Annotated in this window: 40 protein-coding genes; 39 read left to right on the top strand and 1 reads right to left on the bottom strand. The window is 52.0% G+C overall.

Going from position 1 to position 23,723, the window contains the following annotated elements; genetic code table 11:
• The first annotated feature begins 5 nt into the window (after nt 1-5).
• Entirely contained in the window at nt 6-554 is a 549-nt protein-coding gene (slyD, locus tag QZH36_RS19075; protein WP_125289836.1) for a peptidylprolyl isomerase, read from the top strand.
• Between the two features lie 51 nt (nt 555-605).
• On the opposite strand, the gene QZH36_RS19070 is transcribed toward slyD, so the two are convergent.
• Nucleotides 606-824, bottom strand: a complete 219-nt coding sequence (locus tag QZH36_RS19070) for a protein SlyX (protein ID WP_125289835.1) — start codon at nt 822-824, stop codon at nt 606-608.
• Between the two features lie 275 nt (nt 825-1,099).
• Between QZH36_RS19070 and fkpA the strand changes: the two genes are divergently transcribed.
• From fkpA to rpsD, 38 genes are all read left to right on the top strand, one after another.
• On the top strand, nt 1,100-1,930 hold the full coding sequence (fkpA, locus tag QZH36_RS19065; protein WP_253457725.1) for an FKBP-type peptidyl-prolyl cis-trans isomerase: 831 nt from the start codon (nt 1,100-1,102) through the stop codon (nt 1,928-1,930).
• A gap of 179 nt (nt 1,931-2,109) precedes the next feature.
• Nucleotides 2,110-2,832: a helix-turn-helix transcriptional regulator gene (locus tag QZH36_RS19060; RefSeq protein WP_253457728.1), complete on the top strand. Its 723-nt coding sequence runs from the start codon at nt 2,110-2,112 to the stop codon at nt 2,830-2,832.
• The gene (tusD, locus tag QZH36_RS19055) at nt 2,832-3,218 is read left to right on the top strand and encodes a sulfurtransferase complex subunit TusD (RefSeq protein ID WP_253457730.1); all 387 of its coding nucleotides are present in this window, start codon (nt 2,832-2,834) and stop codon (nt 3,216-3,218) included. Before QZH36_RS19060 ends, tusD begins: the two co-directional genes overlap by 1 nt.
• Nucleotides 3,218-3,577, top strand: coding sequence for a sulfurtransferase complex subunit TusC (tusC, locus tag QZH36_RS19050; RefSeq protein ID WP_301251816.1), 360 nt, complete (start codon nt 3,218-3,220; stop codon nt 3,575-3,577). Before tusD ends, tusC begins: the two co-directional genes overlap by 1 nt.
• 7 nt (nt 3,578-3,584) lie before the next feature.
• Nucleotides 3,585-3,872, top strand: a complete 288-nt coding sequence (gene tusB / locus QZH36_RS19045; protein WP_253457734.1) for a sulfurtransferase complex subunit TusB — start codon at nt 3,585-3,587, stop codon at nt 3,870-3,872.
• Nucleotides 3,873-3,996: 124 nt separating this feature from the next.
• Complete coding sequence (gene rpsL / locus QZH36_RS19040) at nt 3,997-4,371, top strand: 30S ribosomal protein S12 (protein ID WP_075182598.1); 375 nt, start codon at nt 3,997-3,999, stop codon at nt 4,369-4,371.
• 96 nt (nt 4,372-4,467) lie between these two features.
• On the top strand, nt 4,468-4,938 hold the full coding sequence (gene rpsG, locus QZH36_RS19035) for a 30S ribosomal protein S7 (protein ID WP_125289829.1): 471 nt from the start codon (nt 4,468-4,470) through the stop codon (nt 4,936-4,938).
• 87 nt (nt 4,939-5,025) lie between these two features.
• Nucleotides 5,026-7,140, top strand: coding sequence for an elongation factor G (fusA, locus tag QZH36_RS19030; RefSeq protein ID WP_253457736.1), 2,115 nt, complete (start codon nt 5,026-5,028; stop codon nt 7,138-7,140).
• 70 nt (nt 7,141-7,210) lie between these two features.
• Complete coding sequence (gene tuf, locus QZH36_RS19025) at nt 7,211-8,395, top strand: elongation factor Tu (protein ID WP_246761077.1); 1,185 nt, start codon at nt 7,211-7,213, stop codon at nt 8,393-8,395.
• A 171-nt stretch (nt 8,396-8,566) separates the two neighbouring features.
• Nucleotides 8,567-8,761, top strand: coding sequence for a bacterioferritin-associated ferredoxin (gene bfd / locus QZH36_RS19020; RefSeq protein ID WP_125290986.1), 195 nt, complete (start codon nt 8,567-8,569; stop codon nt 8,759-8,761).
• An 83-nt stretch (nt 8,762-8,844) separates the two neighbouring features.
• Nucleotides 8,845-9,318, top strand: a complete 474-nt coding sequence (gene bfr / locus QZH36_RS19015) for a bacterioferritin (RefSeq protein WP_125290985.1) — start codon at nt 8,845-8,847, stop codon at nt 9,316-9,318.
• 329 nt (nt 9,319-9,647) lie between these two features.
• Nucleotides 9,648-9,959: a 30S ribosomal protein S10 gene (rpsJ, locus tag QZH36_RS19010; protein WP_001181005.1), complete on the top strand. Its 312-nt coding sequence runs from the start codon at nt 9,648-9,650 to the stop codon at nt 9,957-9,959.
• A gap of 32 nt (nt 9,960-9,991) precedes the next feature.
• Nucleotides 9,992-10,621: a 50S ribosomal protein L3 gene (gene rplC, locus QZH36_RS19005; protein WP_301253465.1), complete on the top strand. Its 630-nt coding sequence runs from the start codon at nt 9,992-9,994 to the stop codon at nt 10,619-10,621.
• A 10-nt stretch (nt 10,622-10,631) separates the two neighbouring features.
• Nucleotides 10,632-11,237, top strand: a complete 606-nt coding sequence (gene rplD, locus QZH36_RS19000) for a 50S ribosomal protein L4 (protein WP_125290983.1) — start codon at nt 10,632-10,634, stop codon at nt 11,235-11,237.
• Nucleotides 11,234-11,536 carry a 50S ribosomal protein L23 gene (rplW, locus tag QZH36_RS18995; RefSeq protein WP_125290982.1) on the top strand — a complete coding sequence of 101 codons (303 nt, stop codon included), beginning with the start codon at nt 11,234-11,236 and terminating at the stop codon, nt 11,534-11,536. The genes rplD and rplW overlap by 4 nt, the downstream gene beginning before the upstream one ends.
• Nucleotides 11,537-11,553: 17 nt before the next feature.
• Nucleotides 11,554-12,375 (top strand): 50S ribosomal protein L2, encoded by an 822-nt coding sequence (gene rplB, locus QZH36_RS18990; RefSeq protein ID WP_125290981.1) that lies wholly within the window; start codon nt 11,554-11,556, stop codon nt 12,373-12,375.
• Between the two features lie 16 nt (nt 12,376-12,391).
• On the top strand, nt 12,392-12,670 hold the full coding sequence (gene rpsS / locus QZH36_RS18985; protein ID WP_013204132.1) for a 30S ribosomal protein S19: 279 nt from the start codon (nt 12,392-12,394) through the stop codon (nt 12,668-12,670).
• Nucleotides 12,671-12,682: 12 nt separating this feature from the next.
• A complete protein-coding gene (gene rplV, locus QZH36_RS18980) occupies nt 12,683-13,015 on the top strand; it encodes a 50S ribosomal protein L22 (RefSeq protein WP_000447532.1) in 333 nt (110 codons plus the stop codon).
• 17 nt (nt 13,016-13,032) lie between these two features.
• Nucleotides 13,033-13,731 (top strand): 30S ribosomal protein S3, encoded by a 699-nt coding sequence (gene rpsC / locus QZH36_RS18975; RefSeq protein ID WP_002919766.1) that lies wholly within the window; start codon nt 13,033-13,035, stop codon nt 13,729-13,731.
• Nucleotides 13,732-13,743: 12 nt separating this feature from the next.
• Nucleotides 13,744-14,154, top strand: coding sequence for a 50S ribosomal protein L16 (gene rplP / locus QZH36_RS18970; protein ID WP_002438716.1), 411 nt, complete (start codon nt 13,744-13,746; stop codon nt 14,152-14,154).
• The gene (gene rpmC / locus QZH36_RS18965; protein WP_024966580.1) at nt 14,154-14,345 is read left to right on the top strand and encodes a 50S ribosomal protein L29; all 192 of its coding nucleotides are present in this window, start codon (nt 14,154-14,156) and stop codon (nt 14,343-14,345) included. Before rplP ends, rpmC begins: the two co-directional genes overlap by 1 nt.
• A complete protein-coding gene (gene rpsQ, locus QZH36_RS18960) occupies nt 14,345-14,599 on the top strand; it encodes a 30S ribosomal protein S17 (RefSeq protein WP_024966581.1) in 255 nt (84 codons plus the stop codon). The genes rpmC and rpsQ overlap by 1 nt, the downstream gene beginning before the upstream one ends.
• Nucleotides 14,600-14,844: 245 nt before the next feature.
• Nucleotides 14,845-16,320 carry an 8-oxoguanine deaminase gene (locus tag QZH36_RS18955; RefSeq protein WP_301730888.1) on the top strand — a complete coding sequence of 492 codons (1,476 nt, stop codon included), beginning with the start codon at nt 14,845-14,847 and terminating at the stop codon, nt 16,318-16,320.
• Between the two features lie 305 nt (nt 16,321-16,625).
• Complete coding sequence (rplN, locus tag QZH36_RS18950; RefSeq protein ID WP_002919748.1) at nt 16,626-16,997, top strand: 50S ribosomal protein L14; 372 nt, start codon at nt 16,626-16,628, stop codon at nt 16,995-16,997.
• A 10-nt stretch (nt 16,998-17,007) separates the two neighbouring features.
• Complete coding sequence (rplX, locus tag QZH36_RS18945) at nt 17,008-17,322, top strand: 50S ribosomal protein L24 (protein ID WP_020322770.1); 315 nt, start codon at nt 17,008-17,010, stop codon at nt 17,320-17,322.
• 14 nt (nt 17,323-17,336) lie between these two features.
• Entirely contained in the window at nt 17,337-17,876 is a 540-nt protein-coding gene (gene rplE, locus QZH36_RS18940) for a 50S ribosomal protein L5 (protein ID WP_024966584.1), read from the top strand.
• A gap of 14 nt (nt 17,877-17,890) precedes the next feature.
• Entirely contained in the window at nt 17,891-18,196 is a 306-nt protein-coding gene (gene rpsN / locus QZH36_RS18935) for a 30S ribosomal protein S14 (protein ID WP_052902737.1), read from the top strand.
• A 30-nt stretch (nt 18,197-18,226) separates the two neighbouring features.
• Nucleotides 18,227-18,619 (top strand): 30S ribosomal protein S8, encoded by a 393-nt coding sequence (gene rpsH / locus QZH36_RS18930; RefSeq protein WP_052902739.1) that lies wholly within the window; start codon nt 18,227-18,229, stop codon nt 18,617-18,619.
• Nucleotides 18,620-18,630: 11 nt separating this feature from the next.
• Nucleotides 18,631-19,164: a 50S ribosomal protein L6 gene (gene rplF, locus QZH36_RS18925; RefSeq protein WP_253457742.1), complete on the top strand. Its 534-nt coding sequence runs from the start codon at nt 18,631-18,633 to the stop codon at nt 19,162-19,164.
• A gap of 9 nt (nt 19,165-19,173) precedes the next feature.
• Nucleotides 19,174-19,527: a 50S ribosomal protein L18 gene (rplR, locus tag QZH36_RS18920; protein WP_004160572.1), complete on the top strand. Its 354-nt coding sequence runs from the start codon at nt 19,174-19,176 to the stop codon at nt 19,525-19,527.
• A 14-nt stretch (nt 19,528-19,541) separates the two neighbouring features.
• A complete protein-coding gene (gene rpsE / locus QZH36_RS18915; protein ID WP_004160571.1) occupies nt 19,542-20,042 on the top strand; it encodes a 30S ribosomal protein S5 in 501 nt (166 codons plus the stop codon).
• A 5-nt stretch (nt 20,043-20,047) separates the two neighbouring features.
• Entirely contained in the window at nt 20,048-20,227 is a 180-nt protein-coding gene (gene rpmD / locus QZH36_RS18910; RefSeq protein ID WP_004160569.1) for a 50S ribosomal protein L30, read from the top strand.
• A 3-nt stretch (nt 20,228-20,230) separates the two neighbouring features.
• Nucleotides 20,231-20,665, top strand: a complete 435-nt coding sequence (gene rplO, locus QZH36_RS18905; RefSeq protein WP_125290979.1) for a 50S ribosomal protein L15 — start codon at nt 20,231-20,233, stop codon at nt 20,663-20,665.
• A 7-nt stretch (nt 20,666-20,672) separates the two neighbouring features.
• On the top strand, nt 20,673-22,004 hold the full coding sequence (gene secY, locus QZH36_RS18900; protein WP_124233601.1) for a preprotein translocase subunit SecY: 1,332 nt from the start codon (nt 20,673-20,675) through the stop codon (nt 22,002-22,004).
• Between the two features lie 32 nt (nt 22,005-22,036).
• Nucleotides 22,037-22,153 carry a 50S ribosomal protein L36 gene (gene rpmJ, locus QZH36_RS18895; RefSeq protein ID WP_004160566.1) on the top strand — a complete coding sequence of 39 codons (117 nt, stop codon included), beginning with the start codon at nt 22,037-22,039 and terminating at the stop codon, nt 22,151-22,153.
• Between the two features lie 135 nt (nt 22,154-22,288).
• Nucleotides 22,289-22,645 (top strand): 30S ribosomal protein S13, encoded by a 357-nt coding sequence (rpsM, locus tag QZH36_RS18890; RefSeq protein WP_048917626.1) that lies wholly within the window; start codon nt 22,289-22,291, stop codon nt 22,643-22,645.
• Nucleotides 22,646-22,661: 16 nt separating this feature from the next.
• The gene (gene rpsK, locus QZH36_RS18885) at nt 22,662-23,051 is read left to right on the top strand and encodes a 30S ribosomal protein S11 (protein ID WP_034899652.1); all 390 of its coding nucleotides are present in this window, start codon (nt 22,662-22,664) and stop codon (nt 23,049-23,051) included.
• Between the two features lie 32 nt (nt 23,052-23,083).
• Complete coding sequence (gene rpsD, locus QZH36_RS18880; RefSeq protein WP_004160561.1) at nt 23,084-23,704, top strand: 30S ribosomal protein S4; 621 nt, start codon at nt 23,084-23,086, stop codon at nt 23,702-23,704.
• Nucleotides 23,705-23,723 lie beyond the last annotated feature (19 nt).

Below are 23,723 nucleotides of genomic sequence, written 5' to 3'. Positions count from 1 at the left end.
TAATCATGAAAGTAGCAAAAGACCTGGTAGTCAGCCTGGCATATCAGGTACGTACGGAAGACGGTGTGTTGGTTGATGAGTCTCCGGTGACCGCACCGCTGGACTATCTGCACGGTCATGGTTCCCTGATTTCTGGTCTGGAAAAGGCGCTGGAAAATCACGAAGCCGGCGACAAGTTTGAAGTGCACATCGCAGCTGACGAAGCCTACGGCCAGTACGACGACAACCTGGTGCAGCGCGTGCCGAAAGACGTCTTTATGGGCGTTGATGAACTGCAGGTTGGCATGCGTTTCCTGGCGGAAACCGACCAGGGCCCGGTACCGGTTGAAATCACCGAAGTGGAAGATGACCACGTGGTGGTTGACGGTAACCATATGCTGGCTGGCCAGAACCTGAACTTCAACGTGGAAGTGGTGGCGATCCGTGAAGCGACCGAAGAAGAGCTGGCTCATGGCCATGTTCACGGCGAGCACGACCATCATCACGATCACGACCACGATCATGACCACGGCAAAGGCGGTTGTGGCACCGGCGGCTGCGGCTGCAGCCACTAAGCTTAAATGAAAAAAGGCCACCGATAAGGTGGCCTTTTTTTTGGCGCGAAATCAATAGTGCGGCGGCGGCGTCTCTTCCGACTGCGAGGCGACCATTGACGGCGCTGCCGCCTTCAGTTTGTCGGTCAGCAGGCGCATCTGTTCGCGCAGGCGGGCCATTTCCAGCTCGTGATGAACCACCGTCTGGTTCAGCTCTTCGATAGTGTGCTCCTGAAAGGCCAAACGGCTTTCCAACAGCTCTAAGCGCTGCTCAAACACGGATTGTTGCATATTCTTTCCTCTTGCTGCCGCCAGGGCTGGATTGTTCCGATTCTAACGACAAAAACCGGGCCAGCACAGGCATAGCCGGTTTAATTTCGCCCTTACCGTTGAAAAAAGCCCTGGTTGCCTGCATCTTCATAGTGAAACTTTCGGACAGACAAGCGGTCGGAAGTAGTTAGTTTTCATTGCGAGAGTATGCAGTTTGCTCGCGCACGGTTGTTAGAGTACAGGCTCTGTCTGTAAAACGATTTCCGAGGTGAGAGGCTTCGGTTTTGGAGAAATGGATGAAATCACTATTTAAAGTCACACTGTTAGCCACCACCCTGGGCGTTGCGCTGAACGCACCGCTGGCCTCAGCAGCCGAAACCGCCGCGGCGCCATCAGCTCCAGCCGCACAGCAGGCACCGAAGAATGCCGCGTTTACAAACGAAGACCAGCAGTCTGCCTATGCACTGGGCGCATCGCTTGGCCGCTACATGGAAAACTCGCTGAAAGAGCAGGAGAAACTGGGCATCACGCTGGATAAGCAGCAGCTGATCTCCGGCGTCCAGGACGCTTTCGCCGGCAAGAGCAAGCTTTCCGATCAGGAGATCGAGCAGACCCTGCAGGCGTTTGAAGGCCGCGTGAAAACCGCCGCTCAGGCGAAGATGGAAAAAGATGCGAAAGAAAACACCGAGAAAGGCAACGCTTTCGCGACTAAATTCGCCAAAGAAAAAGGCGTGAAGAAAACCGAATCCGGCCTGCTGTATCAGGTAGAGAAAGAAGGCACCGGCGACGCGCCGAAAGACAGCGATACCGTAGTGGTTAACTACAAAGGGACGCTGATCGACGGCTCCGAGTTCGACAACTCCTACACGCGCGGCGAGCCGCTCTCTTTCCGTCTTGACGGCGTGATCCCTGGCTGGACCGAAGGCCTGAAGCACGTGAAAAAAGGCGGCAAGATCAAGCTGGTGATCCCACCGCAGCTTGCCTACGGTAAAAACGGCGTACCGGGTATCCCGGCTAACTCTACGCTGGTGTTCGATGTAGAACTGCTGGACATCAAACCGGCCGCTAAAGCGGACGCTAGCGCGCAGGCACCGACCGAAGCGCCAGCCGCTGCCCAGACCAAATAATGCCCGTGCCGCCACGCTCGTGGCGGCATTTTCCCCGCTTTTTCCTCCCCCGCGCTATGTCCACAAGAAATACATGACACAGGTCAGGACAGGCATTTCCGATATTTGCTAGACTGACGCTCTTCGAAACTAACCTGCGCGAGCCGCATACCGCGGGCTCTTTTAAGGGTGGTGTCTTAATGTCTGGTTCAATTTTTACCGGTGATGTGAACGATCTGGAATTACTGGAGCAGCATCCCTTCGAACAAACCGATTTTGATATTCTTAAATCTTACGAAGCCGTGGTCGACGGGCTGGCGATGCTGATCGGCTCGCACTGCGAAATCGTCCTGCATTCGCTGGAAGATTTGAAATGCTCGGCGGTCAGGATCGCTAATGGCGAACATACCGGCCGCAAAATCGGTTCACCGATAACCGATCTGGCGTTGCGAATGCTGCATGATATGACCGATGCGGAAAGTAATGTTTCCAGAGCCTATTTCACCCGCGCCAAAAGCGGCGTACTGATGAAATCCGTGACCATCGCTATCCGTAACGGCAAACAGCGCGTTATCGGTTTGCTGTGTATCAATATGAACCTGGACGTGCCTTTCTCGCAGATTATGGCGACTTTTATCCCGCCGGAAACGCCGGAGATGGACTCTTCCGTCAACTTCGCCTCCTCGGTAGAGGATCTGGTGATGCAGACGCTGGAGTTTACGATTGAAGAGGTCAGCAACGACCGTAATATCTCCAACAATGCCAAGAACCGCCAGATTGTGCTGAACCTCTATGAGAAAGGCATCTTCGACATCAAAGACGCGATCAATCAGGTGGCGGATCGACTGAATATTTCCAAGCACACCGTTTATCTCTATATCCGCCAGTTTAAAAACGGCGACTTCCAGGGAAGCGAGCGCTGATGCGTTACACGCTGTTAGTCACCGGCCCGGCCTACGGCACCCAGCAGGCCAGCTCGGCCTGGCTATTCGCGCAGGCGCTGCTGGCGGAAGGCCACGAGCTGGAAAGCGTCTTTTTTTATCGCGAGGGCGTACTTAACGCCAGCGCGCTGACCTCGCCCGCCAGCGACGAGTTCAATCTGACCCAGGCCTGGCAGCAGCTGCATCGTGACCATCACGTTGCGCTCAATATCTGTGTGGCCGCCGCGCTGCGCCGCGGTATCACGGACGAGCAGGAAGCGAAAAACCAGGGCCTGCCCGCCGCCAATCTGGCTGAAGGCTTTCAGCTTGCCGGCCTGGGCGCGCTGGCGGAAGCCGCATTAAGCAGTGAACGAATGGTGCAGTTTTGATGAAGCGAATCGCCTTTGTATTCAGCCAGGCGCCGCACGGTTCCAGCGCCGGAAGAGAGGGGCTGGATGCGGTGCTGGCCGTTTCCGCGCTTAGCGAGGACGTGGCGCTGTTTTTTATCAGCGACGGCGTAATGCAGCTGTTGGGCGACCAGCAGCCGGAAAAAGTGCTGGCGCGCAACTACGTCGCCACCTTTGGCGTGCTGCCGCTCTACGATCTGGAAAATTTTTATGCCTGTTCAGCTTCGCTGGCCGAGCGAGGCATTGACGCCGCCGCGTTAAAGGCGCTGCCAGTAGCGGTGCTGTCGCCTTACGCATTGCGTGCGGAACTGGAAAAATACGATCGAATAATTTCTTTCTGAGGGAAGTATGCTGCATACGCTGATCAACTCGCCTTTTAAGTGCGATTTCAACGCCATGCTGCGGCTGCTGGCGGAAGGGGACGAGGTGTTGCTGCTGCAGGATGGCGTGCTGGCGGCGCTGGAAGGCAGCCAGGCCCTTGAATCGCTGCGTGCCGCCCCCATTTCTCTTTACGTGCTGCAGGACGATGTTATCGCTCGCGGGCTTTCTGCTCAAATTTCATCCAGCGCGGCCGCAGTAAGCTATACTGAGTTCGTCGCGCTGACGGTAAAACAGACTCAACAAATGACCTGGTGAGTACGATATCCTGGTTATTTCTTGACACCTTTTCTGCTCAGCCCTAAAATTCCGCGTCCTCGTTATCTGACGAGGCGATTTATTACGTGTTTACGAAGCAAAAGCAAATTCCAGGAGCTATTTAATGGCAACAGTTAACCAGCTGGTTCGCAAACCACGCGCACGCAAAGTTGCAAAGAGCAACGTGCCTGCGCTGGAAGCTTGCCCGCAGAAACGTGGCGTATGTACTCGTGTGTACACCACTACCCCTAAAAAACCAAACTCCGCACTGCGTAAAGTTTGCCGTGTGCGTTTGACCAACGGTTTTGAAGTTACCTCCTATATCGGCGGTGAAGGTCATAACCTGCAGGAACACTCCGTGATCCTGATCCGTGGCGGTCGTGTTAAAGACTTGCCAGGTGTGCGTTACCACACCGTTCGTGGCGCGCTGGACTGCTCAGGTGTTAAAGACCGTAAGCAGGCTCGCTCCAAGTACGGCGTGAAGAAGCCAAAGGCTTAATGGTTCTCCGTTAAGTAAGGCCAAACGTTTTATCTTAAATGTCATAATAAACTCGTAGAGTTTTGGACAATCCTGAATTAACAACGGAGTATTTCCATGCCACGTCGTCGCGTCATTGGTCAGCGTAAAATTCTGCCAGATCCTAAGTTCGGATCAGAGCTGCTGGCCAAATTTGTAAATATCCTGATGGTAGATGGTAAAAAATCTACTGCCGAATCAATCGTTTATACTGCACTTGAGACCCTGGCTCAGCGTGCTGGTAAAGGCGAACTGGAAGCATTCGAAGTAGCCCTGGACAACGTCCGCCCAACCGTGGAAGTTAAATCCCGTCGCGTTGGTGGTTCTACTTATCAGGTACCAGTTGAAGTCCGTCCGGTTCGTCGTAATGCTCTGGCAATGCGTTGGATCGTTGAAGCTGCTCGTAAACGCGGTGATAAATCAATGGCTCTGCGCCTGGCGAACGAACTTTCTGATGCTGCGGAAAACAAAGGTACCGCAGTGAAGAAACGTGAAGACGTTCACCGTATGGCCGAAGCCAACAAGGCGTTCGCACACTACCGCTGGTAACAGCTCAGTAGTTGTTATTAACCCAGCGGGCGTTCAGTTGACCCCGCTGGGATTTAACTTTGAACGTCCTAGAATCAGAGGAATCAAATGGCTCGTACAACACCCATTACACGCTACCGTAACATTGGTATCAGTGCACACATCGACGCCGGTAAGACGACCACTACCGAACGTATTCTGTTCTACACCGGTGTAAACCATAAAATCGGTGAAGTTCATGATGGCGCAGCCACAATGGACTGGATGGCGCAGGAGCAGGAGCGTGGTATTACCATTACCTCCGCAGCGACTACCGCTTTCTGGTCAGGTATGGCTAAGCAGTTCGAGCCGCACCGCGTTAACATCATCGACACCCCAGGACACGTTGACTTCACCATCGAAGTAGAACGTTCCATGCGTGTTCTTGACGGCGCAGTAATGGTTTACTGTGCAGTTGGTGGTGTTCAGCCACAGTCTGAGACCGTATGGCGTCAGGCTAACAAATATAAAGTTCCACGCATCGCGTTCGTTAACAAAATGGACCGCATGGGTGCTAACTTCCTGAAAGTAGTTGGCCAGATTGAAGCACGTCTGGGCGCAACTCCGGTCCCTCTGCAGCTGGCTATCGGCGCAGAAGAGAACTTCACCGGCGTTGTTGACCTGATCAAGATGAAAGCGATCAACTGGAACGACGCAGACGCAGGCGTGACCTTCGATTACGAAGAGATCCCAGCTGATATGCAGGAACTGGCTGAAGAATGGCGCCAGAAACTGATTGAAGCCGCAGCTGAAGGCTCTGATGAGCTGATGGAGAAATTCTTTGGCGGCGAAGAGCTGACCGAAGAAGAGATCAAAACTTCTCTGCGTAAGCGCGTACTGAACAACGAAATCATCCTGGTTACCTGTGGTTCTGCATTTAAGAACAAAGGTGTTCAGGCGATGCTGGATGCCGTGATCGAATATCTGCCGTCACCAACTGACGTTACAGCGATCAACGGTATTCTGGACGACGGTAAAGATACGCCGGCAGTTCGTCACTCAGACGACAACGAGCCGTTTGCTGCGCTGGCGTTTAAAATCGCGACCGACCCGTTTGTTGGTAACCTGACATTCTTCCGCGTTTACTCTGGTATCGTTAACTCTGGCGACACCGTGTACAACCCGGTTAAATCTCAGCGCGAGCGTCTGGGCCGTATCGTACAGATGCACGCTAACAAGCGTGAAGAGATCAAAGAAGTTCGCGCAGGCGATATCGCTGCGGCTATCGGTCTGAAAGACGTGACTACCGGTGACACCCTGTGTGACCCGGACAACGTTATCATTCTGGAGCGCATGGAATTCCCTGAGCCGGTAATCTCTATCGCTGTAGAACCGAAAACCAAAGCTGACCAGGAAAAAATGGGTCTGGCTCTGGGCCGTCTGGCTAAAGAAGACCCATCATTCCGCGTATGGACTGATGAAGAGTCTAACCAGACTATCATCGCCGGTATGGGTGAGCTGCACCTCGACATCATCGTTGACCGCATGAAGCGTGAATTCAACGTTGAAGCGAACGTCGGTAAACCTCAGGTTGCTTACCGCGAAGCGATTCGCTCTAAAGTAACTGACGTCGAAGGTAAACACGCCAAGCAGTCTGGTGGTCGCGGTCAGTACGGTCATGTTGTTATCGACATGTACCCACTGGAGCCGGGTTCAAACCCGAAAGGCTACGAATTTGTCAACGACATCAAAGGTGGTGTAATTCCTGGCGAATACATCCCTGCGGTTGATAAAGGCATTCAGGAACAGCTGAAAGCTGGCCCACTGGCGGGTTACCCGGTAGTAGATCTGGGCGTGCGTCTGCACTTCGGTTCTTACCATGACGTTGACTCCTCTGAGCTGGCGTTTAAACTGGCGGCATCAATCGCCTTTAAAGATGGCTTTAAGAAAGCACAGCCTGTGCTGCTTGAGCCTATCATGAAGGTTGAAGTTGAAACGCCAGAAGAGAACACTGGTGACGTTATCGGTGACCTGAGCCGTCGTCGTGGTACGCTGCGCGGTCAGGAATCCAACGTGACTGGCGTTGTGATCCACGCTGAAGTGCCGCTGTCCGAAATGTTCGGATATGCTACACAGCTGCGTTCTATCACCAAAGGCCGTGCATCTTACTCCATGGAATTCCTGAAGTATGATGACGCGCCAAACAACGTCGCTCAGGCTGTTATTGAAGCCCGTGGTAAATAATCGGGTTTAACCAATTGATCCCGTGCTCTCCTTTCCACAGGGGAGAGCACAGAAAGTAAGGAATATCGCCGTGGCTAAAGAAAAATTTGAACGTTCCAAACCGCACGTCAACGTTGGTACTATCGGCCACGTTGACCACGGTAAAACTACCCTGACTGCTGCTATCACCACCGTTCTGGCTAAAACCTACGGCGGTTCTGCTCGTGCATTCGACCAGATCGATAACGCACCAGAAGAAAAAGCTCGTGGTATCACCATCAACACTTCTCACGTTGAGTATGACACCCCGACTCGCCACTACGCGCACGTTGACTGCCCTGGCCACGCCGACTATGTGAAAAACATGATCACCGGTGCTGCGCAGATGGACGGCGCTATCCTGGTTGTTGCTGCGACTGACGGCCCAATGCCGCAGACCCGTGAGCACATCCTGCTGGGCCGTCAGGTTGGCGTTCCTTACATCATCGTGTTCCTGAACAAGTGCGACATGGTTGATGACGAAGAGCTGCTGGAGCTGGTTGAGATGGAAGTACGTGACCTGCTGTCACAGTACGACTTCCCTGGCGACGACACCCCAATCGTTCACGGTTCCGCGCTGAAAGCGCTGGAAGGCGACGCCGAGTGGGAAGCGAAAATCATCGAGCTGGCCGGTCACCTGGATAACTACATCCCGGAACCAGAGCGCGCAATCGACAAGCCGTTCCTGCTGCCAATCGAAGACGTATTCTCCATCTCCGGTCGTGGTACCGTTGTTACCGGTCGTGTAGAGCGCGGTATCGTTAAAGTCGGTGAAGAAGTTGAAATCGTTGGTATCAAAGATACCGTGAAATCAACCTGTACCGGCGTTGAGATGTTCCGTAAGCTGCTGGACGAAGGTCGTGCGGGCGAGAACTGTGGTATCCTGCTGCGCGGCATCAAGCGTGAAGATATCCAGCGTGGCCAGGTTCTGGCTAAGCCAGGCACCATCAAGCCACACACTCAGTTCGAGTCTGAGGTTTACATCCTGTCCAAAGACGAAGGCGGCCGTCATACTCCGTTCTTCAAAGGCTACCGTCCACAGTTCTACTTCCGTACAACTGACGTGACCGGTACCATCGAGCTGCCGGAAGGCGTTGAGATGGTTATGCCTGGCGACAACATCAAAATGGTTGTTACCCTGATCCACCCAATCGCAATGGACGACGGTCTGCGTTTCGCAATCCGTGAAGGCGGCCGTACCGTTGGCGCGGGCGTTGTTGCTAAAGTTATCGCTTAATTGTAGATAACGGCAGAGTTCGCTCTGCTTGCTGATAAAAAGAGCACTTCGGTGCTCTTTTTTTATGGGCGCTATTCAGAAAGCGCAGGGTCAGAAAGGAAACCGCGTTCAGGTTGAAATAAAAACGATTCTCATTTACAATTTGATCGTTATTTGTACCGGAATAAAATTATGTACGTTTGCCTGTGTAACGCCATCAGCGACAAAACCCTTCGTGAAGTGGTTCGCCGCTACCAGCCCAAATCTATCCAGCAGCTGCGCAAGCTCCTCCCCGTGGGCAAGCAGTGCGGCAAATGCCTGCGCCTGGCGCACGACATCATGAATGAAGAGCTGCCGAACGCGCCGCTGTATAAAGAGATTGCCTGATAATCCCCTGCAATTTGTCATGCTTTTTTGACTTCCCGGATTGTGCATCTACGATCTGAATAACCGGAAGCGGAGGAAGCAAGATGAAGGGCGATGCCAAAATCATAAGTCATTTAAACAAACTGCTTGGAAATGAGCTGGTTGCCATCAACCAGTACTTTTTGCACGCGCGGATGTTCAAAAACTGGGGACTGATGCGCCTTAACGATATTGAGTATCACGAGTCGATCGACGAGATGAAACATGCGGATAAATATATAGAGCGCATTCTTTTTCTCGAAGGCCTGCCTAACCTGCAGGATTTGGGGCGGTTACGCATTGGCGAAGACGTTGAGGAGATACTGCGTTCAGATTTGGCGCTGGAACTGGAAGGGGCCAGAGATCTGCGCGAGGCTATCTCTTATGCCGACAAGGTTCACGACTACGTCAGCCGCGATATGATGATCGTCATTCTGGAAGATGAAGAGCACCATATCGACTTTCTGGAAACCGAGCTGGAGCTGATCGCGAAAATCGGTGTGCAGAACTATCTCCAGTCACAAATAAAAGTGGAATAGCAGGGCCCATGTTGCTGAATAAATATACGCCGCCGAAACAGTAACTTCGGCGGCATTTTTGTCTCTGCCGTCCTCTTATCCCTCTTTCATTATCCCCTTCATGCAGCGATGACGGCAAGAAACACCTTGCAAAGCCCGCCCACGTACGTATAATGCGCGGGCCTGTCAGAAATGACGGCCCGGTTCAATCTGAACCGCAGGCGAGCAATTAGCTCCCTGACAATACTCCCAATCGGGGAGTTATGTGCAGACGATTACACTCCCCCATCAATCGTAATGGGTGTGAGTAGTAATTTTTTTCGTTTATAAATAATTGGAGCTCTGGTCTCATGCAGAACCAAAGAATCCGTATCCGTCTTAAAGCGTTTGATCATCGTCTGATCGATCAATCGACCGCAGAAATCGTTGAGACTGCCAAGCGCACTGGTGCGCAGGTTCGTGGTCCAATTCCTCTGCCGACCCGCAAAGAGCGCTTTACCGTTCTGATCTCCCCGCACGTCAACAAAGATGCGCGCGATCAGTATGAAATTCGCACTCACAAGCGTCTGGTTGACATCGTTGAGCCAACTGAAAAAACGGTTGATGCTCTGATGCGTCTGGATCTGGCTGCAGGTGTTGACGTGCAGATCAGCCTGGGTTAATCAGGTCATTGAGCGATTGAGAGGTTGAAACAATGATTGGTTTAGTCGGTAAAAAAGTGGGCATGACCCGCGTCTTCACTGAAGACGGCGTATCTATCCCAGTAACCGTGATCGAAATTGAAGCAAACCGCGTGACTCAGGTTAAGAACCTGGAAAACGACGGCTACACTGCTATCCAGGTAACTGCCGGTGCTAAAAAAGCAAACCGCGTCACCAAGCCTGAAGCAGGCCATTTTGCTAAAGCTGGCGTAGAAGCTGGCCGTGGTCTTTGGGAATTCCGTACCGCTGAAGGCGACGAGTTCACCGTAGGCCAGAGCATTAACGTTGATATTTTCGCTGACGTGAAAAAAGTTGACGTGACTGGCACATCTAAAGGTAAAGGTTTTGCCGGTACTGTTAAGCGCTGGAACTTCCGTACTCAGGATGCTACTCACGGTAACTCCTTGTCTCACCGCGTTCCGGGTTCTATCGGTCAGAACCAGACTCCGGGCAAAGTGTTCAAAGGCAAGAAAATGGCAGGCCAGCTGGGTAATGAGCGCGTAACCGTTCAGAGCCTGGACGTAGTACGTGTTGACGCTGAGCGCAACCTGCTGCTGGTTAAAGGTGCAGTTCCCGGTGCAACCGGTAGCGACCTGATTGTTAAACCAGCTGTGAAGGCGTAAGGGGATAGCAATGGAATTAGTATTGAAAGACGCGCAAAGCGCGCTGACTGTTTCCGAAACTACCTTCGGTCGTGATTTCAACGAAGCGCTGGTACATCAGGTTGTTGTTGCTTATGCAGCAGGTGCCCGTCAAGGTACCCGTGCTCAGAAGACCCGTGCTGAAGTAACTGGTTCCGGCAAAAAGCCGTGGCGCCAGAAAGGTACCGGCCGTGCGCGTGCAGGTTCTGCAAAGAGCCCAATCTGGCGTTCCGGTGGCGTGACCTTCGCTGCGAAGCCGCAGGACCACAGTCAAAAAGTTAACAAAAAGATGTACCGCGGCGCGCTGAAAAGCATCCTGTCCGAGCTGGTACGTCAAGATCGTCTGATCGTTGTCGAGCAGTTCTCTCTGGAAGCGCCTAAAACTAAGCTGCTGGTAGAGAAACTGAAAGACATGGCGCTGGAAGACGTGCTGATCATCACTGGCGAACTGGAAGAGAACCTGTTCCTGGCCGCTCGCAACCTGTACAAGGTTGACGTACGTGATGCAGCGGGTATCGACCCAGTTAGCCTGATCGCCTTCGACAAAGTCGTTATGACTGCTGATGCAGTTAAGCAAGTTGAGGAGATGCTGGCATGATCCGTGAAGAACGTCTGCTGAAAGTACTGCGCTCGCCGCACGTATCTGAAAAAGCGTCTGCTGCGATGGAAAAAACCAACACCATCGTTCTCAAAGTTGCTAAAGACGCGACCAAAGCAGAAATCAAAGCCGCTGTACAGAAGCTTTTCGAAGTGGAAGTGAAGGAAGTTAACACCCTGGTCATGAAAGGGAAAGTTAAACGTTCCGGACAGCGTATTGGCCGTCGTAACGACTGGAAAAAAGCTTACGTCACCCTGAAAGAAGGCCAGAATCTGGACTTCGTCGGCGGCGCTGAGTAAGTCGGAGGAGAAGAACAATGGCAGTTGTTAAATGTAAACCGACATCTCCGGGTCGTCGCCACGTAGTTAAAGTGGTAAACGCGGAGCTGCACAAGGGCAAACCATTTGCCCCGCTGGTAGAAAAAAACAGCAAATCCGGTGGCCGTAACAACAATGGTCGCATCACTACCCGTCATATCGGTGGTGGTCACAAGCAGGCTTACCGTATTGTTGACTTCAAACGCAACAAAGATGGTATCCCGGCTACCGTTGAACGTCTTGAGTACGATCCGAACCGCTCCGCGAACATCGCGCTGGTTCTGTACAAAGACGGCGAGCGCCGTTACATCCTGGCCCCTAAAGGCCTGAAAGCTGGCGACCAGATTCAGTCTGGCGTTGATGCGGCGATTAAAGCGGGTAACACCCTGCCGATGCGCAACATCCCAGTGGGTTCCACCGTACACAACGTAGAAATGAAACCAGGCAAAGGCGGTCAGATTGCCCGTTCAGCCGGTGCTTACGTGCAGATCGTTGCGCGTGAAGGTTCCTACGTTACCCTGCGTCTGCGTTCTGGTGAAATGCGTAAAGTCGAATCCGACTGCCGCGCGACCCTGGGCGAAGTCGGCAACGCTGAGCACATGCTTCGCGTTCTGGGTAAAGCCGGTGCAGCTCGTTGGCGTGGTGTTCGTCCTACCGTTCGCGGTACTGCGATGAACCCAGTCGATCACCCGCACGGTGGTGGTGAAGGTCGTAACTTTGGTAAGCACCCTGTTTCACCTTGGGGCCTGCAGACTAAAGGTAAGAAGACCCGTAGCAACAAGCGTACTGATAAATTTATCGTACGTCGCCGTAGCAAATAATTTTAGAGGATAAGCCATGCCACGTTCTCTCAAGAAAGGTCCTTTTATTGACCTGCACTTGCTGAAGAAGGTAGAGAAAGCGGTGGAAAGCGGAGACAAGAAGCCTTTGCGCACCTGGTCCCGTCGTTCAACGATCTTCCCTAACATGATCGGTTTGACCATCGCTGTCCATAATGGTCGTCAGCACGTTCCTGTCTTTGTTTCCGACGAAATGGTCGGTCACAAACTGGGTGAATTTGCACCGACTCGTACTTATCGCGGTCACACTGCTGATAAGAAAGCCAAGAAACGCTAACAGGAGGAAGAGATGGAAACTATCGCTAAACATCGCCACGCTCGTTCTTCTGCTCAGAAGGTTCGCCTGGTAGCAGATCTTGTCCGCGGTAAGAAAGTGTCGCAGGCTCTGGACATTTTGACCTACACCAATAAGAAAGCGGCTGTACTGGTCAAGAAAGTTCTGGAATCTGCCATTGCTAACGCCGAACACAACGATGGCGCTGACATTGATGATCTGAAAGTCACGAAGATCTTCGTAGACGAAGGCCCAAGCATGAAGCGCATTATGCCGCGTGCAAAAGGTCGTGCAGATCGCATCCTGAAGCGCACCAGCCACATTACTGTGGTTGTGTCCGATCGCTGAGACTCTGGAGACTAGCAATGGGTCAGAAAGTACATCCTAATGGTATTCGCCTGGGTATTGTTAAACCCTGGAACTCTACCTGGTTCGCAAATACCAAAGAATTCGCTGACAACCTGGACAGCGACTTTAAAGTACGTCAGTTCCTGACTAAAGAACTGGCTAAGGCGTCCGTTTCTCGTATCGTTATCGAGCGTCCGGCTAAGAGCATCCGTGTGACCATTCACACCGCTCGTCCTGGCATCGTGATCGGTAAGAAAGGCGAAGACGTAGAAAAACTGCGCAAGGTCGTAGCGGATATCGCTGGCGTTCCTGCACAGATCAATATCGCCGAAGTCCGTAAACCGGAACTGGACGCTAAACTGGTTGCTGACAGCATCACTTCACAGCTGGAGCGTCGCGTGATGTTCCGTCGTGCGATGAAGCGTGCTGTACAGAACGCAATGCGTCTGGGCGCTAAAGGGATCAAAGTTGAAGTTAGTGGCCGTCTGGGCGGTGCTGAAATCGCGCGTACCGAATGGTACCGTGAAGGCCGCGTGCCGTTGCACACCCTGCGTGCTGACATTGACTACAACACCTCTGAAGCGCACACCACTTACGGTGTAATCGGCGTTAAGGTATGGATCTTCAAAGGCGAGATCCTGGGTGGTATGGCTGCTGTTGAACAACCGGAACCGGCTGCTCAACCTAAAAAGCAGCAGCGTAAAGGCCGTAAGTAAGGAGAGTCGCTGATGTTACAACCAAAGCGTACAAAATTCCGTAAAGTGCACAAAGGCCGCAACCGTGGTCTGGCGCAGGGTACGGATGTTAGCTTCGGTACTTTCGGTCTGAAAGCTGTTGGCCGTGGTCGTCTGACTGCTCGTCAGATCGAAGCAGCACGTCGTGCTATGACCCGTGCAGTTAAGCGTCAAGGTAAAATTTGGATCCGTGTATTCCCGGACAAACCAATTACCGAGAAGCCGCTGGAAGTGCGTATGGGTAAAGGTAAGGGTAACGTTGAGTATTGGGTTGCCCTGATCCAGCCTGGTAAAGTCCTGTATGAAATGGACGGTGTTCCGGAAGAGCTGGCCCGTGAAGCATTCAAGCTGGCAGCAGCAAAACTGCCTATCAAAACCACCTTTGTAACTAAGACGGTGATGTAATGAAAGCAACTGAGCTGCGTGAGAAAAGCGTTGAAGAGCTGAACACTGAGCTGCTTAACCTGCTGCGTGAGCAGTTTAACCTGCGCATGCAGGCAGCATCTGGCCAACTGCAACAGACTCATCTGTTGAAAAATGTTCGCCGTGATGTTGCACGCGTTAAGACTTTACTGACTGAGAAGGCGGGTGCGTAATGACCGATAAAATCCGTACTCTGCAAGGTCGTGTGACTAGCGACAAAATGGAGAAATCCATTGTTGTAGCTATCGAACGTTTCGTGAAACACCCTATCTACGGTAAGTTCATTAAGCGTACGACTAAACTGCACGTACATGACGAGAACAATGAATGTGGTATCGGCGACAAGGTTGAAATCCGTGAATGCCGTCCACTGTCCAAGACTAAGTCCTGGACCCTGGTTCGCGTTGTAGAGAAAGCGGTTCTGTAAGAACTTCTTCTCTCTGAAAAACCCCCGCTTGCGGGGGTTTTTTCTTTTCTGCTCTCCCGCTTTTCCCTCTGCAAAACCCTCTTCAATGAATGCTCGCCGATTGTGGCAGCCGCCCGATGATCCCGATCACGTTTAATCTTTCCATAATGCTTAAGATAAGCTTATCGTTCGGCGCTGCCGGACGGACTTGCGCAGGGCGCGTGGGTAGTCAGCCCTGTATCGGGAATACGACATGGAAAGTAATTATGCACAATCAACCAGACCAGACCCGTCGGCTGCTGCTGACTCTACCGCTGCTTGCCGCTTCCTCTAAACTTTTTGCCGTCTCGCCCTCTGCGGCCCCGGCTAAAGAGCATCATCCCGTAAAACCTGACCGGACGCTGCTGCTGAAAAACGCCGATATGATTGCCACTATGGATCACGAAAGGCGAGAGATCCGTCACGGCAGCATACTGATAAAAGGCAATGTTATTACGGCGGTCGGCAAAGCCGAAGAGCTACCGCAGCAGGCAGATGAGGTCATCGATCTGAAGGGACACATTGCCATTCCCGGGCTGATCAATACCCATCACCATATGTACCAGAGCCTGACACGGGTCATTCCTCCCGCCCAGGATGGCGAGCTGTTTAAATGGATCAGCAACCTTTATCCCATCTGGCAGAAAATGACGCCGGAGATGATCCGCGTTTCGACCATGATGTCGATGGCCGAGCTGATCCTGTCCGGCTGCACCACGACCAGCGATCATCTTTACCTTTATCCTGGTGGCTGTAAATTAGATGACAGTATTGACGCCGCCGCCCGGATGGGAATGCGTTTTCATGCCAGTCGCGGCAGCATGAGCCTGGGGCAGAGCAGGGGAGGACTGCCGCCGGATTCCCTGGTGGAAGACGAAGCGGCAATTTTGACCGACACCCAGCGGGTCATTGAGCGTTATCACGACGCCCGACGCGGCTCGATGCTGCGGATCGTAGTGGCGCCTTGCTCGCCTTTTTCCGTCACTCAGGATTTAATGAGGGAGTCGGCCAGCCTGGCGCGCAGCTATAAAGTGTCGCTGCACACTCATCTGGCGGAAAACGATAACGACGTTCGCTATAGCCAGGAAAAATTCAACCGTACGCCGGCGCAGTATGTTGAAGAGCTGGGCTGGGTCGGGCATGACGTGTGGCATGCCCACTGCGTGAAGCTGGATGATTACGGCATTAACCTTTTTGCCCGCACCGGCACGGGCATTGCACACTGCCCCTGTTCCAATATGCGGCTGGCCTCCGGTATCGCACCAGTAAGAACCATGCTCAATGCCGGCGTGAATGTGGGATTGGGCGTGGATGGTTCGGCGTCAAATGACACGGCGGATATGATAGCGGAAGTGCGTCAGGCGATGCTGTTGCAGCGGGTTGGCTTCGGCCCGGATGCGATGACGGCCAGGCAGGCGCTGGAACTGGCGACGCTTAACGGCGCAAAAGTGTTGAACCGTGACGATGTCGGCGCCATTGCGCCCGGTATGATGGCGGATATCGTCGCTTTCGATCTGAATCGTCCCGGCCTGGCAGGCGCCGGACACGATCCGCTGGCGGCGCTGGTCTTTTGCAATCCGGGAACGGTAGCTTACAGCGTGATTAATGGCAGAGTCGTGGTCGAGAAAGGGCAGATGACGGTGATGGATTTGGACAAAACCGTTGCGCAGCACAATGCGCTCGCCGCCACGCTTTATCCCTGAGCAGTGAAAATCGGCACAAAAGACGGTCAGAAAACCGTCTTTTTTACGAGCCGTTTCCAGAATTACGCCTTTAAACACCCATCAAGCTGAAGAAGTGTGCAGATTACGATTGCTACCGGGTGAACAATTCCTTAGAATGTCGCGTTCCTCAATTTAGAGGATCAAATATCGACTCGATATGAGTCGTTTATTTTTTCTACCCATATGCGAGATGCGGTGTTATAATGCTGCGCCCTCAATAATGGGGCTTTTATACGACCTGAATCAGGTCCCGAAGTAGTAGTTGACATTAGCGGAGCACTAAAATGATCCAAGAACAGACTATGCTGAACGTCGCCGACAACTCCGGTGCACGTCGCGTAATGTGTATCAAGGTTCTGGGTGGCTCGCACCGTCGCTACGCAGGCGTAGGCGATATCATCAAAATTACCATCAAGGAAGCAATTCCTCGCGGTAAGGTTAAGAAAGGTGATGTGCTGAAGGCGGTAGTGGTGCGCACCAAGAAGGGTGTTCGTCGCCCGGACGGTTCTGTCATTCGCTTCGATGGTAATGCATGCGTTATTCTGAACAATAACAGCGAGCAGCCTATCGGAACGCGTATTTTTGGGCCGGTAACTCGTGAACTTCGTACTGAAAAGTTCATGAAAATTATCTCTCTGGCACCAGAAGTACTCTAAGGAGCGAAAAATGGCAGCTAAAATCCGTCGCGATGACGAAGTTATCGTGCTGACCGGCAAAGATAAAGGTAAGCGCGGTAAAGTTAAGAATGTCCTGTCTTCTGGCAAGGTCATTGTTGAAGGTATCAACCTGGTGAAGAAACATCAGAAGCCGGTTCCGGCTCTGAACCAACCAGGTGGCATCGTTGAAAAAGAAGCCGCTATTCAGGTTTCCAACGTTGCGCTTTACAACACTGCCACCGGCAAGGCTGACCGTGTAGGCTTTAGATTCGAAGACGGCAAAAAAGTCCGTTTCTTCAAGTCTAACAGCGAAACTATCAAGTAATTTGGAGTAGTACGATGGCGAAACTGCATGATTACTACAAAGACGAAGTAGTTAAGAAACTCATGACTGAGTTTAACTACAATTCTGTCATGCAAGTCCCTCGGGTCGAGAAGATCACCCTGAACATGGGTGTTGGTGAAGCGATCGCTGACAAGAAACTGCTGGATAACGCAGCAGCTGACCTGGCAGCAATCTCCGGTCAAAAACCGTTTATCACCAAAGCACGCAAATCTGTTGCAGGCTTCAAAATCCGTCAGGGCTATCCGATCGGCTGTAAAGTAACTCTGCGTGGCGAACGCATGTGGGAGTTCTTTGAGCGTCTGATCTCTATTGCTGTACCTCGTATCCGTGACTTCCGTGGCCTGTCCGCTAAGTCATTCGACGGTCGTGGTAACTACAGCATGGGCGTTCGTGAGCAGATCATCTTCCCAGAAATCGACTATGACAAAGTCGATCGCGTTCGTGGTTTGGATATTACCATTACCACTACTGCGAAATCTGACGATGAAGGCCGTGCTCTGCTGGCTGCCTTTGACTTCCCGTTCCGCAAGTAAGGTAGGGTTACTTCATGGCTAAGCAATCGATGAAGGCACGCGAAGTCGTTCGCGTAAAACTGGCTGATAAATACCGCGCTAAACGCGAGGAATTAAAAGCTATCATCTCTAGTGTGAACTCTTCCGACGAAGATCGTTGGAATGCGGTTCTCAAGCTGCAAACTCTGCCGCGTGATTCCAGCCCGTCCCGTCAGCGTAACCGCTGCCGCCAAACTGGCCGTCCACATGGTTATGTGGGCAAATTCGGGTTGAGCCGTATCAAGCTGCGTGAAGCCGCCATGCGCGGTGAAGTGCCTGGCTTGAAAAAGGCTAGCTGGTAATTACCAATTGAATCACGGGAGTAAAGACAGATGAGCATGCAAGATCCGATCGCGGATATGCTGACCCGTATCCGTAACGGTCAGGCCGCGAACAAAGTTGCGGTCACCATGCCTTCCTCCAAGCTGAAAGTGGCAATTGCCAACGTGCTGAAGGAAGAAGGATATATTGAAGAATTTAAAATCGAAGGCGACACCAAGCCAGAACTGGAACTGACTCTTAAGTATTTCCAGGGCAAGGCTGTGGTAGAAAGCATTCAGCGTGTAAGCCGTCCAGGTCTGCGTATCTACAAACGCAAAGACGAACTGCCAAAAGTAATGGCTGGACTGGGTATCGCTGTTGTTTCTACCTCTAAAGGTGTCATGACCGATCGTGCAGCGCGCCAGGCTGGTCTTGGTGGCGAAATTATCTGCTACGTAGCTTAACGGAGGAAAGAATGTCTCGTGTTGCTAAAGCACCTGTCGTCATTCCTGCCGGCGTAGAGGTAAAACTCGACGGTCAGGTTATTTCGATTAAAGGTAAAAACGGCGAGCTGACTCGTACTATCAACAATGCTGTAGAAGTTAAGCATGCTGACAACACTCTGACTTTCGCACCACGCGAAGGTTTTGCAGACGGTTGGGCACAGGCTGGTACTTCTCGCGCACTGCTGAACAGTATGGTTATCGGTGTTACCGAAGGCTTCACTAAGAAGCTGCAGCTGGTTGGTGTAGGTTATCGTGCGGCCGTGAAAGGCAACGCTGTGAGTCTGGCCCTGGGCTTTTCTCACCCTGTTGAACACGCGCTGCCAGCGGGAATCACTGCTGAATGCCCAACTCAAACTGAAATCGTGCTGAAAGGCGCTGATAAGCAGATGATTGGACAGGTTGCAGCCGATCTGCGCGCCTACCGTCGTCCTGAGCCTTATAAAGGCAAGGGTGTTCGTTACGCCGACGAAGTCGTGCGTACCAAAGAGGCTAAGAAGAAGTAAGGTAACACTATGGATAAGAAATCTGCTCGTATCCGTCGTGCGACCCGCGCACGCCGCAAGCTCAAAGAGCTGGGTGCAACTCGCCTGGTGGTACATCGTACCCCGCGTCATATTTACGCACAGGTAATTGCTCCAAACGGTTCTGAAGTTCTGGTTGCTGCTTCTACAGTAGAAAAAGCAATCAGTGAGCAACTGAAGTACACTGGAAACAAAGACGCCGCCGCCGCTGTTGGTAAAGCAGTTGCTGAGCGCGCAATCGAAAAAGGCATCACTGGTGTTTCTTTCGACCGCTCTGGTTTCCAATATCATGGTCGTGTCCAGGCACTGGCAGATGCTGCCCGTGAAGCTGGCCTACAGTTCTAAGGTAGAGGTGTAAGATGGCACACATCGAAAAACAAGCTGGCGAACTGCAGGAAAAGCTGATCGCGGTAAATCGCGTATCGAAAACCGTTAAAGGTGGTCGTATTTTCTCCTTCACTGCACTGACAGTGGTAGGCGACGGTAACGGTCGCATCGGTTTTGGTTACGGTAAAGCGCGTGAAGTTCCAGCAGCGATCCAGAAAGCGATGGAAAAAGCTCGTCGCAATATGATCAATGTCGCGCTGAACAACGGCACCCTGCAGCACCCTGTTAAAGGTGTGCACACAGGTTCTCGTGTGTTCATGCAGCCGGCTTCTGAAGGTACCGGTATCATTGCCGGCGGTGCAATGCGCGCCGTTCTGGAAGTCGCTGGGGTTCATAACGTTCTGGCTAAAGCCTACGGTTCCACTAACCCGATTAACGTGGTTCGTGCAACGCTGGATGGCCTGGCCAACATGAATTCCCCAGAAATGGTCGCTGCCAAGCGTGGCAAATCCGTTGAAGACATTCTGGGGTAATGACCATGGCTAAGACTATTAAAATTACTCAAACCCGCAGTTCGATCGGACGTTTGCCGAAACACAAGGCAACGCTGCTTGGCCTGGGTCTGCGTCGTATTAACCACACCGTAGAGCGTGAAGACACGCCAGCTGTACGCGGCATGGTTAACGCGATTTCCTACATGGTTAAAGTGGAGGAGTAACAGATGCGTTTAAATACTCTGTCTCCGGCCGACGGGTCTAAACACGCTTCCAAGCGTCTGGGTCGTGGTATCGGTTCTGGCCTCGGTAAAACCGGCGGTCGTGGTCACAAAGGTCAGAACTCTCGTTCTGGCGGTGGCGTACGTCGTGGGTTCGAAGGTGGCCAGATGCCTCTGTACCGTCGTCTGCCGAAATTCGGTTTCACCTCTCGCAAATCTATGGTTACGACAGAAGTTCGTCTGTCTGACCTGGCGAAAGTTGAAGGCGGGATCGTCGACCTGAACACGCTGAAAGCGGCCAACATTATCGGTATTCAGATCGAATTCGCTAAGGTTATCCTGTCTGGCGAAGTCTCTGCTCCGGTAACGGTTCGCGGTCTGCGTGTCACTAAAGGCGCTCGTGCTGCAATCGAAGCTGCTGGCGGTAAAATTGAGGAATAAGTAGCAGATGGCTAAGCAACCGGGATTAGATTTTCAAAGTGCCAAAGGTGGTTTTGGCGAACTAAAACGCAGACTTCTGTTTGTGATTGGTGCGCTGATTGTATTCCGCATTGGCTCTTTTATTCCAATCCCTGGTATCGATGCCACTGTACTTGCCAAACTGCTTGAGCAACAGCGTGGCACCATCATTGAAATGTTCAACATGTTCTCTGGTGGTGCTCTGAGCCGTGCTTCTATCTTTGCCTTGGGTATTATGCCGTATATTTCGGCCTCGATTATTATCCAGCTGCTGACCGTGGTTCATCCCGCGCTGGCAGAAATAAAGAAAGAAGGGGAGGCTGGCCGTCGTAAGATTAGCCAGTACACCCGCTACGGCACACTGGTACTGGGCATATTTCAGTCTATCGGTATTGCTACCGGTCTGCCGAATATGCCTGGAATGCAGGGCCTGGTGTTAAACCCAGGCTTTGCCTTCTACTTTACCGCTGTTGTCAGCCTGGTGACCGGGACAATGTTCCTGATGTGGCTGGGTGAACAGATTACTGAGCGGGGTATCGGCAACGGTATCTCCATCATAATCTTCGCTGGTATTGTTGCGGGACTGCCGCCGGCCATTGGCCATACCATCGAGCAAGCGCGGCAAGGCGACCTGCACTTCCTCCTGTTGCTGTTGGTTGCAGTTCTTGTATTTGCAGTGACCTTCTTCGTTGTTTTCGTTGAGCGTGGTCAACGCCGCATTGTGGTGAACTATGCGAAACGTCAGCAAGGCCGTCGTGTCTATGCTGCGCAGAGCACACATTTACCGTTGAAAGTGAATATGGCAGGGGTTATCCCGGCAATCTTTGCTTCCAGCATTATCCTGTTCCCGGCGACCATAGCTTCATGGTTCGGGGGCGGAACCGGTTGGAACTGGCTGACGACTATTTCAATGTATTTGCAGCCTGGTCAACCGCTTTATGTGTTACTCTATGCGACTGCAATCATCTTCTTCTGTTTCTTCTATACGGCGTTGGTTTTCAACCCGCGTGAAACAGCAGATAACCTGAAGAAGTCTGGTGCATTTGTACCAGGAATTCGTCCGGGAGAACAGACGGCGAAGTACATCGATAAAGTAATGACTCGCCTCACGTTAGTGGGTGCGCTCTACATTACTTTCATCTGCCTAATCCCGGAGTTCATGCGTGATGCGATGAAAGTTCCATTCTACTTCGGCGGTACTTCACTGCTGATCGTAGTTGTTGTCATCATGGACTTTATGGCTCAAGTGCAAACTCTGATGATGTCCAGTCAATACGAGTCTGCATTGAAGAAAGCAAACCTGAAGGGCTACGGCCGTTAATTCAGGCGCTTGAGAAGTTACGGAGAGTAAAAATGAAAGTTCGTGCTTCCGTCAAGAAATTATGTCGTAACTGCAAAATCATCCGTCGTGATGGTGTCGTACGTGTGATTTGCAGCGCCGAGCCTAAGCATAAACAGCGTCAGGGCTAATATTTTTCTTGCAAAGTCGGGTTGAGCTGGCTAGATTAGCCAGCCAATCTTTTGTATGTCTATGCGTTTCCATTTGAGTATCCTGAAAACGGGCTTTTCAGCATGGGGCGCATATTTAAATAGTAGGAGTGCATAGTGGCCCGTATAGCAGGCATTAACATTCCTGATCATAAACATACTGTTATCGCACTAACCGCGATCTTCGGTATCGGCAAGACCCGCTCACAGGCTATCTGTGCATCAACGGGAATCGCTGAAAATGTTAAGATCAGTGAGCTGTCTGAAGAACAAATCGACATTCTGCGTGACGCAGTTGCAAAGTTTGTTGTTGAAGGCGATCTGCGTCGTGAAGTCACCCTGAGCATCAAGCGTCTGATGGACCTTGGTTGCTATCGTGGTTTACGTCATCGTCGTGGTCTTCCAGTGCGCGGTCAGCGTACCAAGACCAACGCACGTACCCGTAAGGGTCCGCGTAAACCGATCAAGAAATAATCGGGGTGATTGAATAATGGCAAAGGCACCAGTTCGTGCACGCAAGCGTGTAAGAAAGCAAGTCTCTGATGGCGTGGCTCATGTCCATGCATCTTTCAACAACACCATCGTGACCATTACCGATCGTCAGGGTAACGCGCTGGGTTGGGCAACAGCCGGTGGTTCCGGTTTCCGTGGTTCTCGTAAATCTACGCCGTTCGCTGCACAGGTTGCCGCTGAACGTTGCGCAGACGCCGTGAAAGAGTACGGTATTAAGAACCTGGAAGTTATGGTTAAGGGTCCTGGTCCAGGCCGCGAATCAACGATTCGTGCTCTGAACGCTGCTGGTTTCCGCATCACTAATATTACTGATGTGACTCCGATCCCTCACAACGGTTGTCGTCCGCCGAAAAAACGCCGCGTATAACGCTCGTTTTTTAGGAATGTTGGAGAAAGAAAATGGCAAGATATTTGGGTCCTAAGCTCAAGCTGAGCCGTCGTGAAGGTACAGACCTCTTCCTGAAGTCTGGCGTTCGCGCGATTGATACCAAGTGTAAGATTGAACAAGCCCCTGGCCAGCACGGTGCGCGTAAACCGCGTCTGTCTGACTATGGCGTACAGTTACGTGAAAAGCAAAAAGTTCGTCGTATCTACGGCGTGCTGGAGCGTCAGTTCCGTAACTATTATAAAGAAGCAGCACGTCTGAAAGGCAACACCGGTGAAAACCTGTTAGCTCTGCTGGAAGGTCGTCTGGATAACGTTGTTTACCGTATGGGCTTTGGCGCCACTCGTGCAGAAGCACGTCAGCTGGTTAGCCACAAATCCATCATGGTAAATGGTCGCGTTGTTAGCATCGCTTCTTATCAGGTAACTCCGAATGACGTTGTTAGCATCCGTGAGAAAGCCAAAAAGCAGTCTCGCGTGAAAGCCGCTCTGGAGCTGGCTGAGCAGCGTGAAAAGCCAACCTGGCTGGAAGTTGATGCAACTAAGATGGAAGGTGTGTTCAAACGTATTCCTGAACGTACCGATCTGTCTGCGGACATTAACGAACACCTGATCGTCGAGCTTTACTCCAAGTAAAGCTTAGTACCAAAGAGAG

Source organism: Erwinia wuhanensis, from assembly GCF_030484085.1.
GTDB classification, from domain to species: Bacteria; Pseudomonadota; Gammaproteobacteria; order Enterobacterales; family Enterobacteriaceae; genus Erwinia; species Erwinia aeris.
This window is presented reverse-complemented; position numbering and strand designations above follow the sequence as displayed.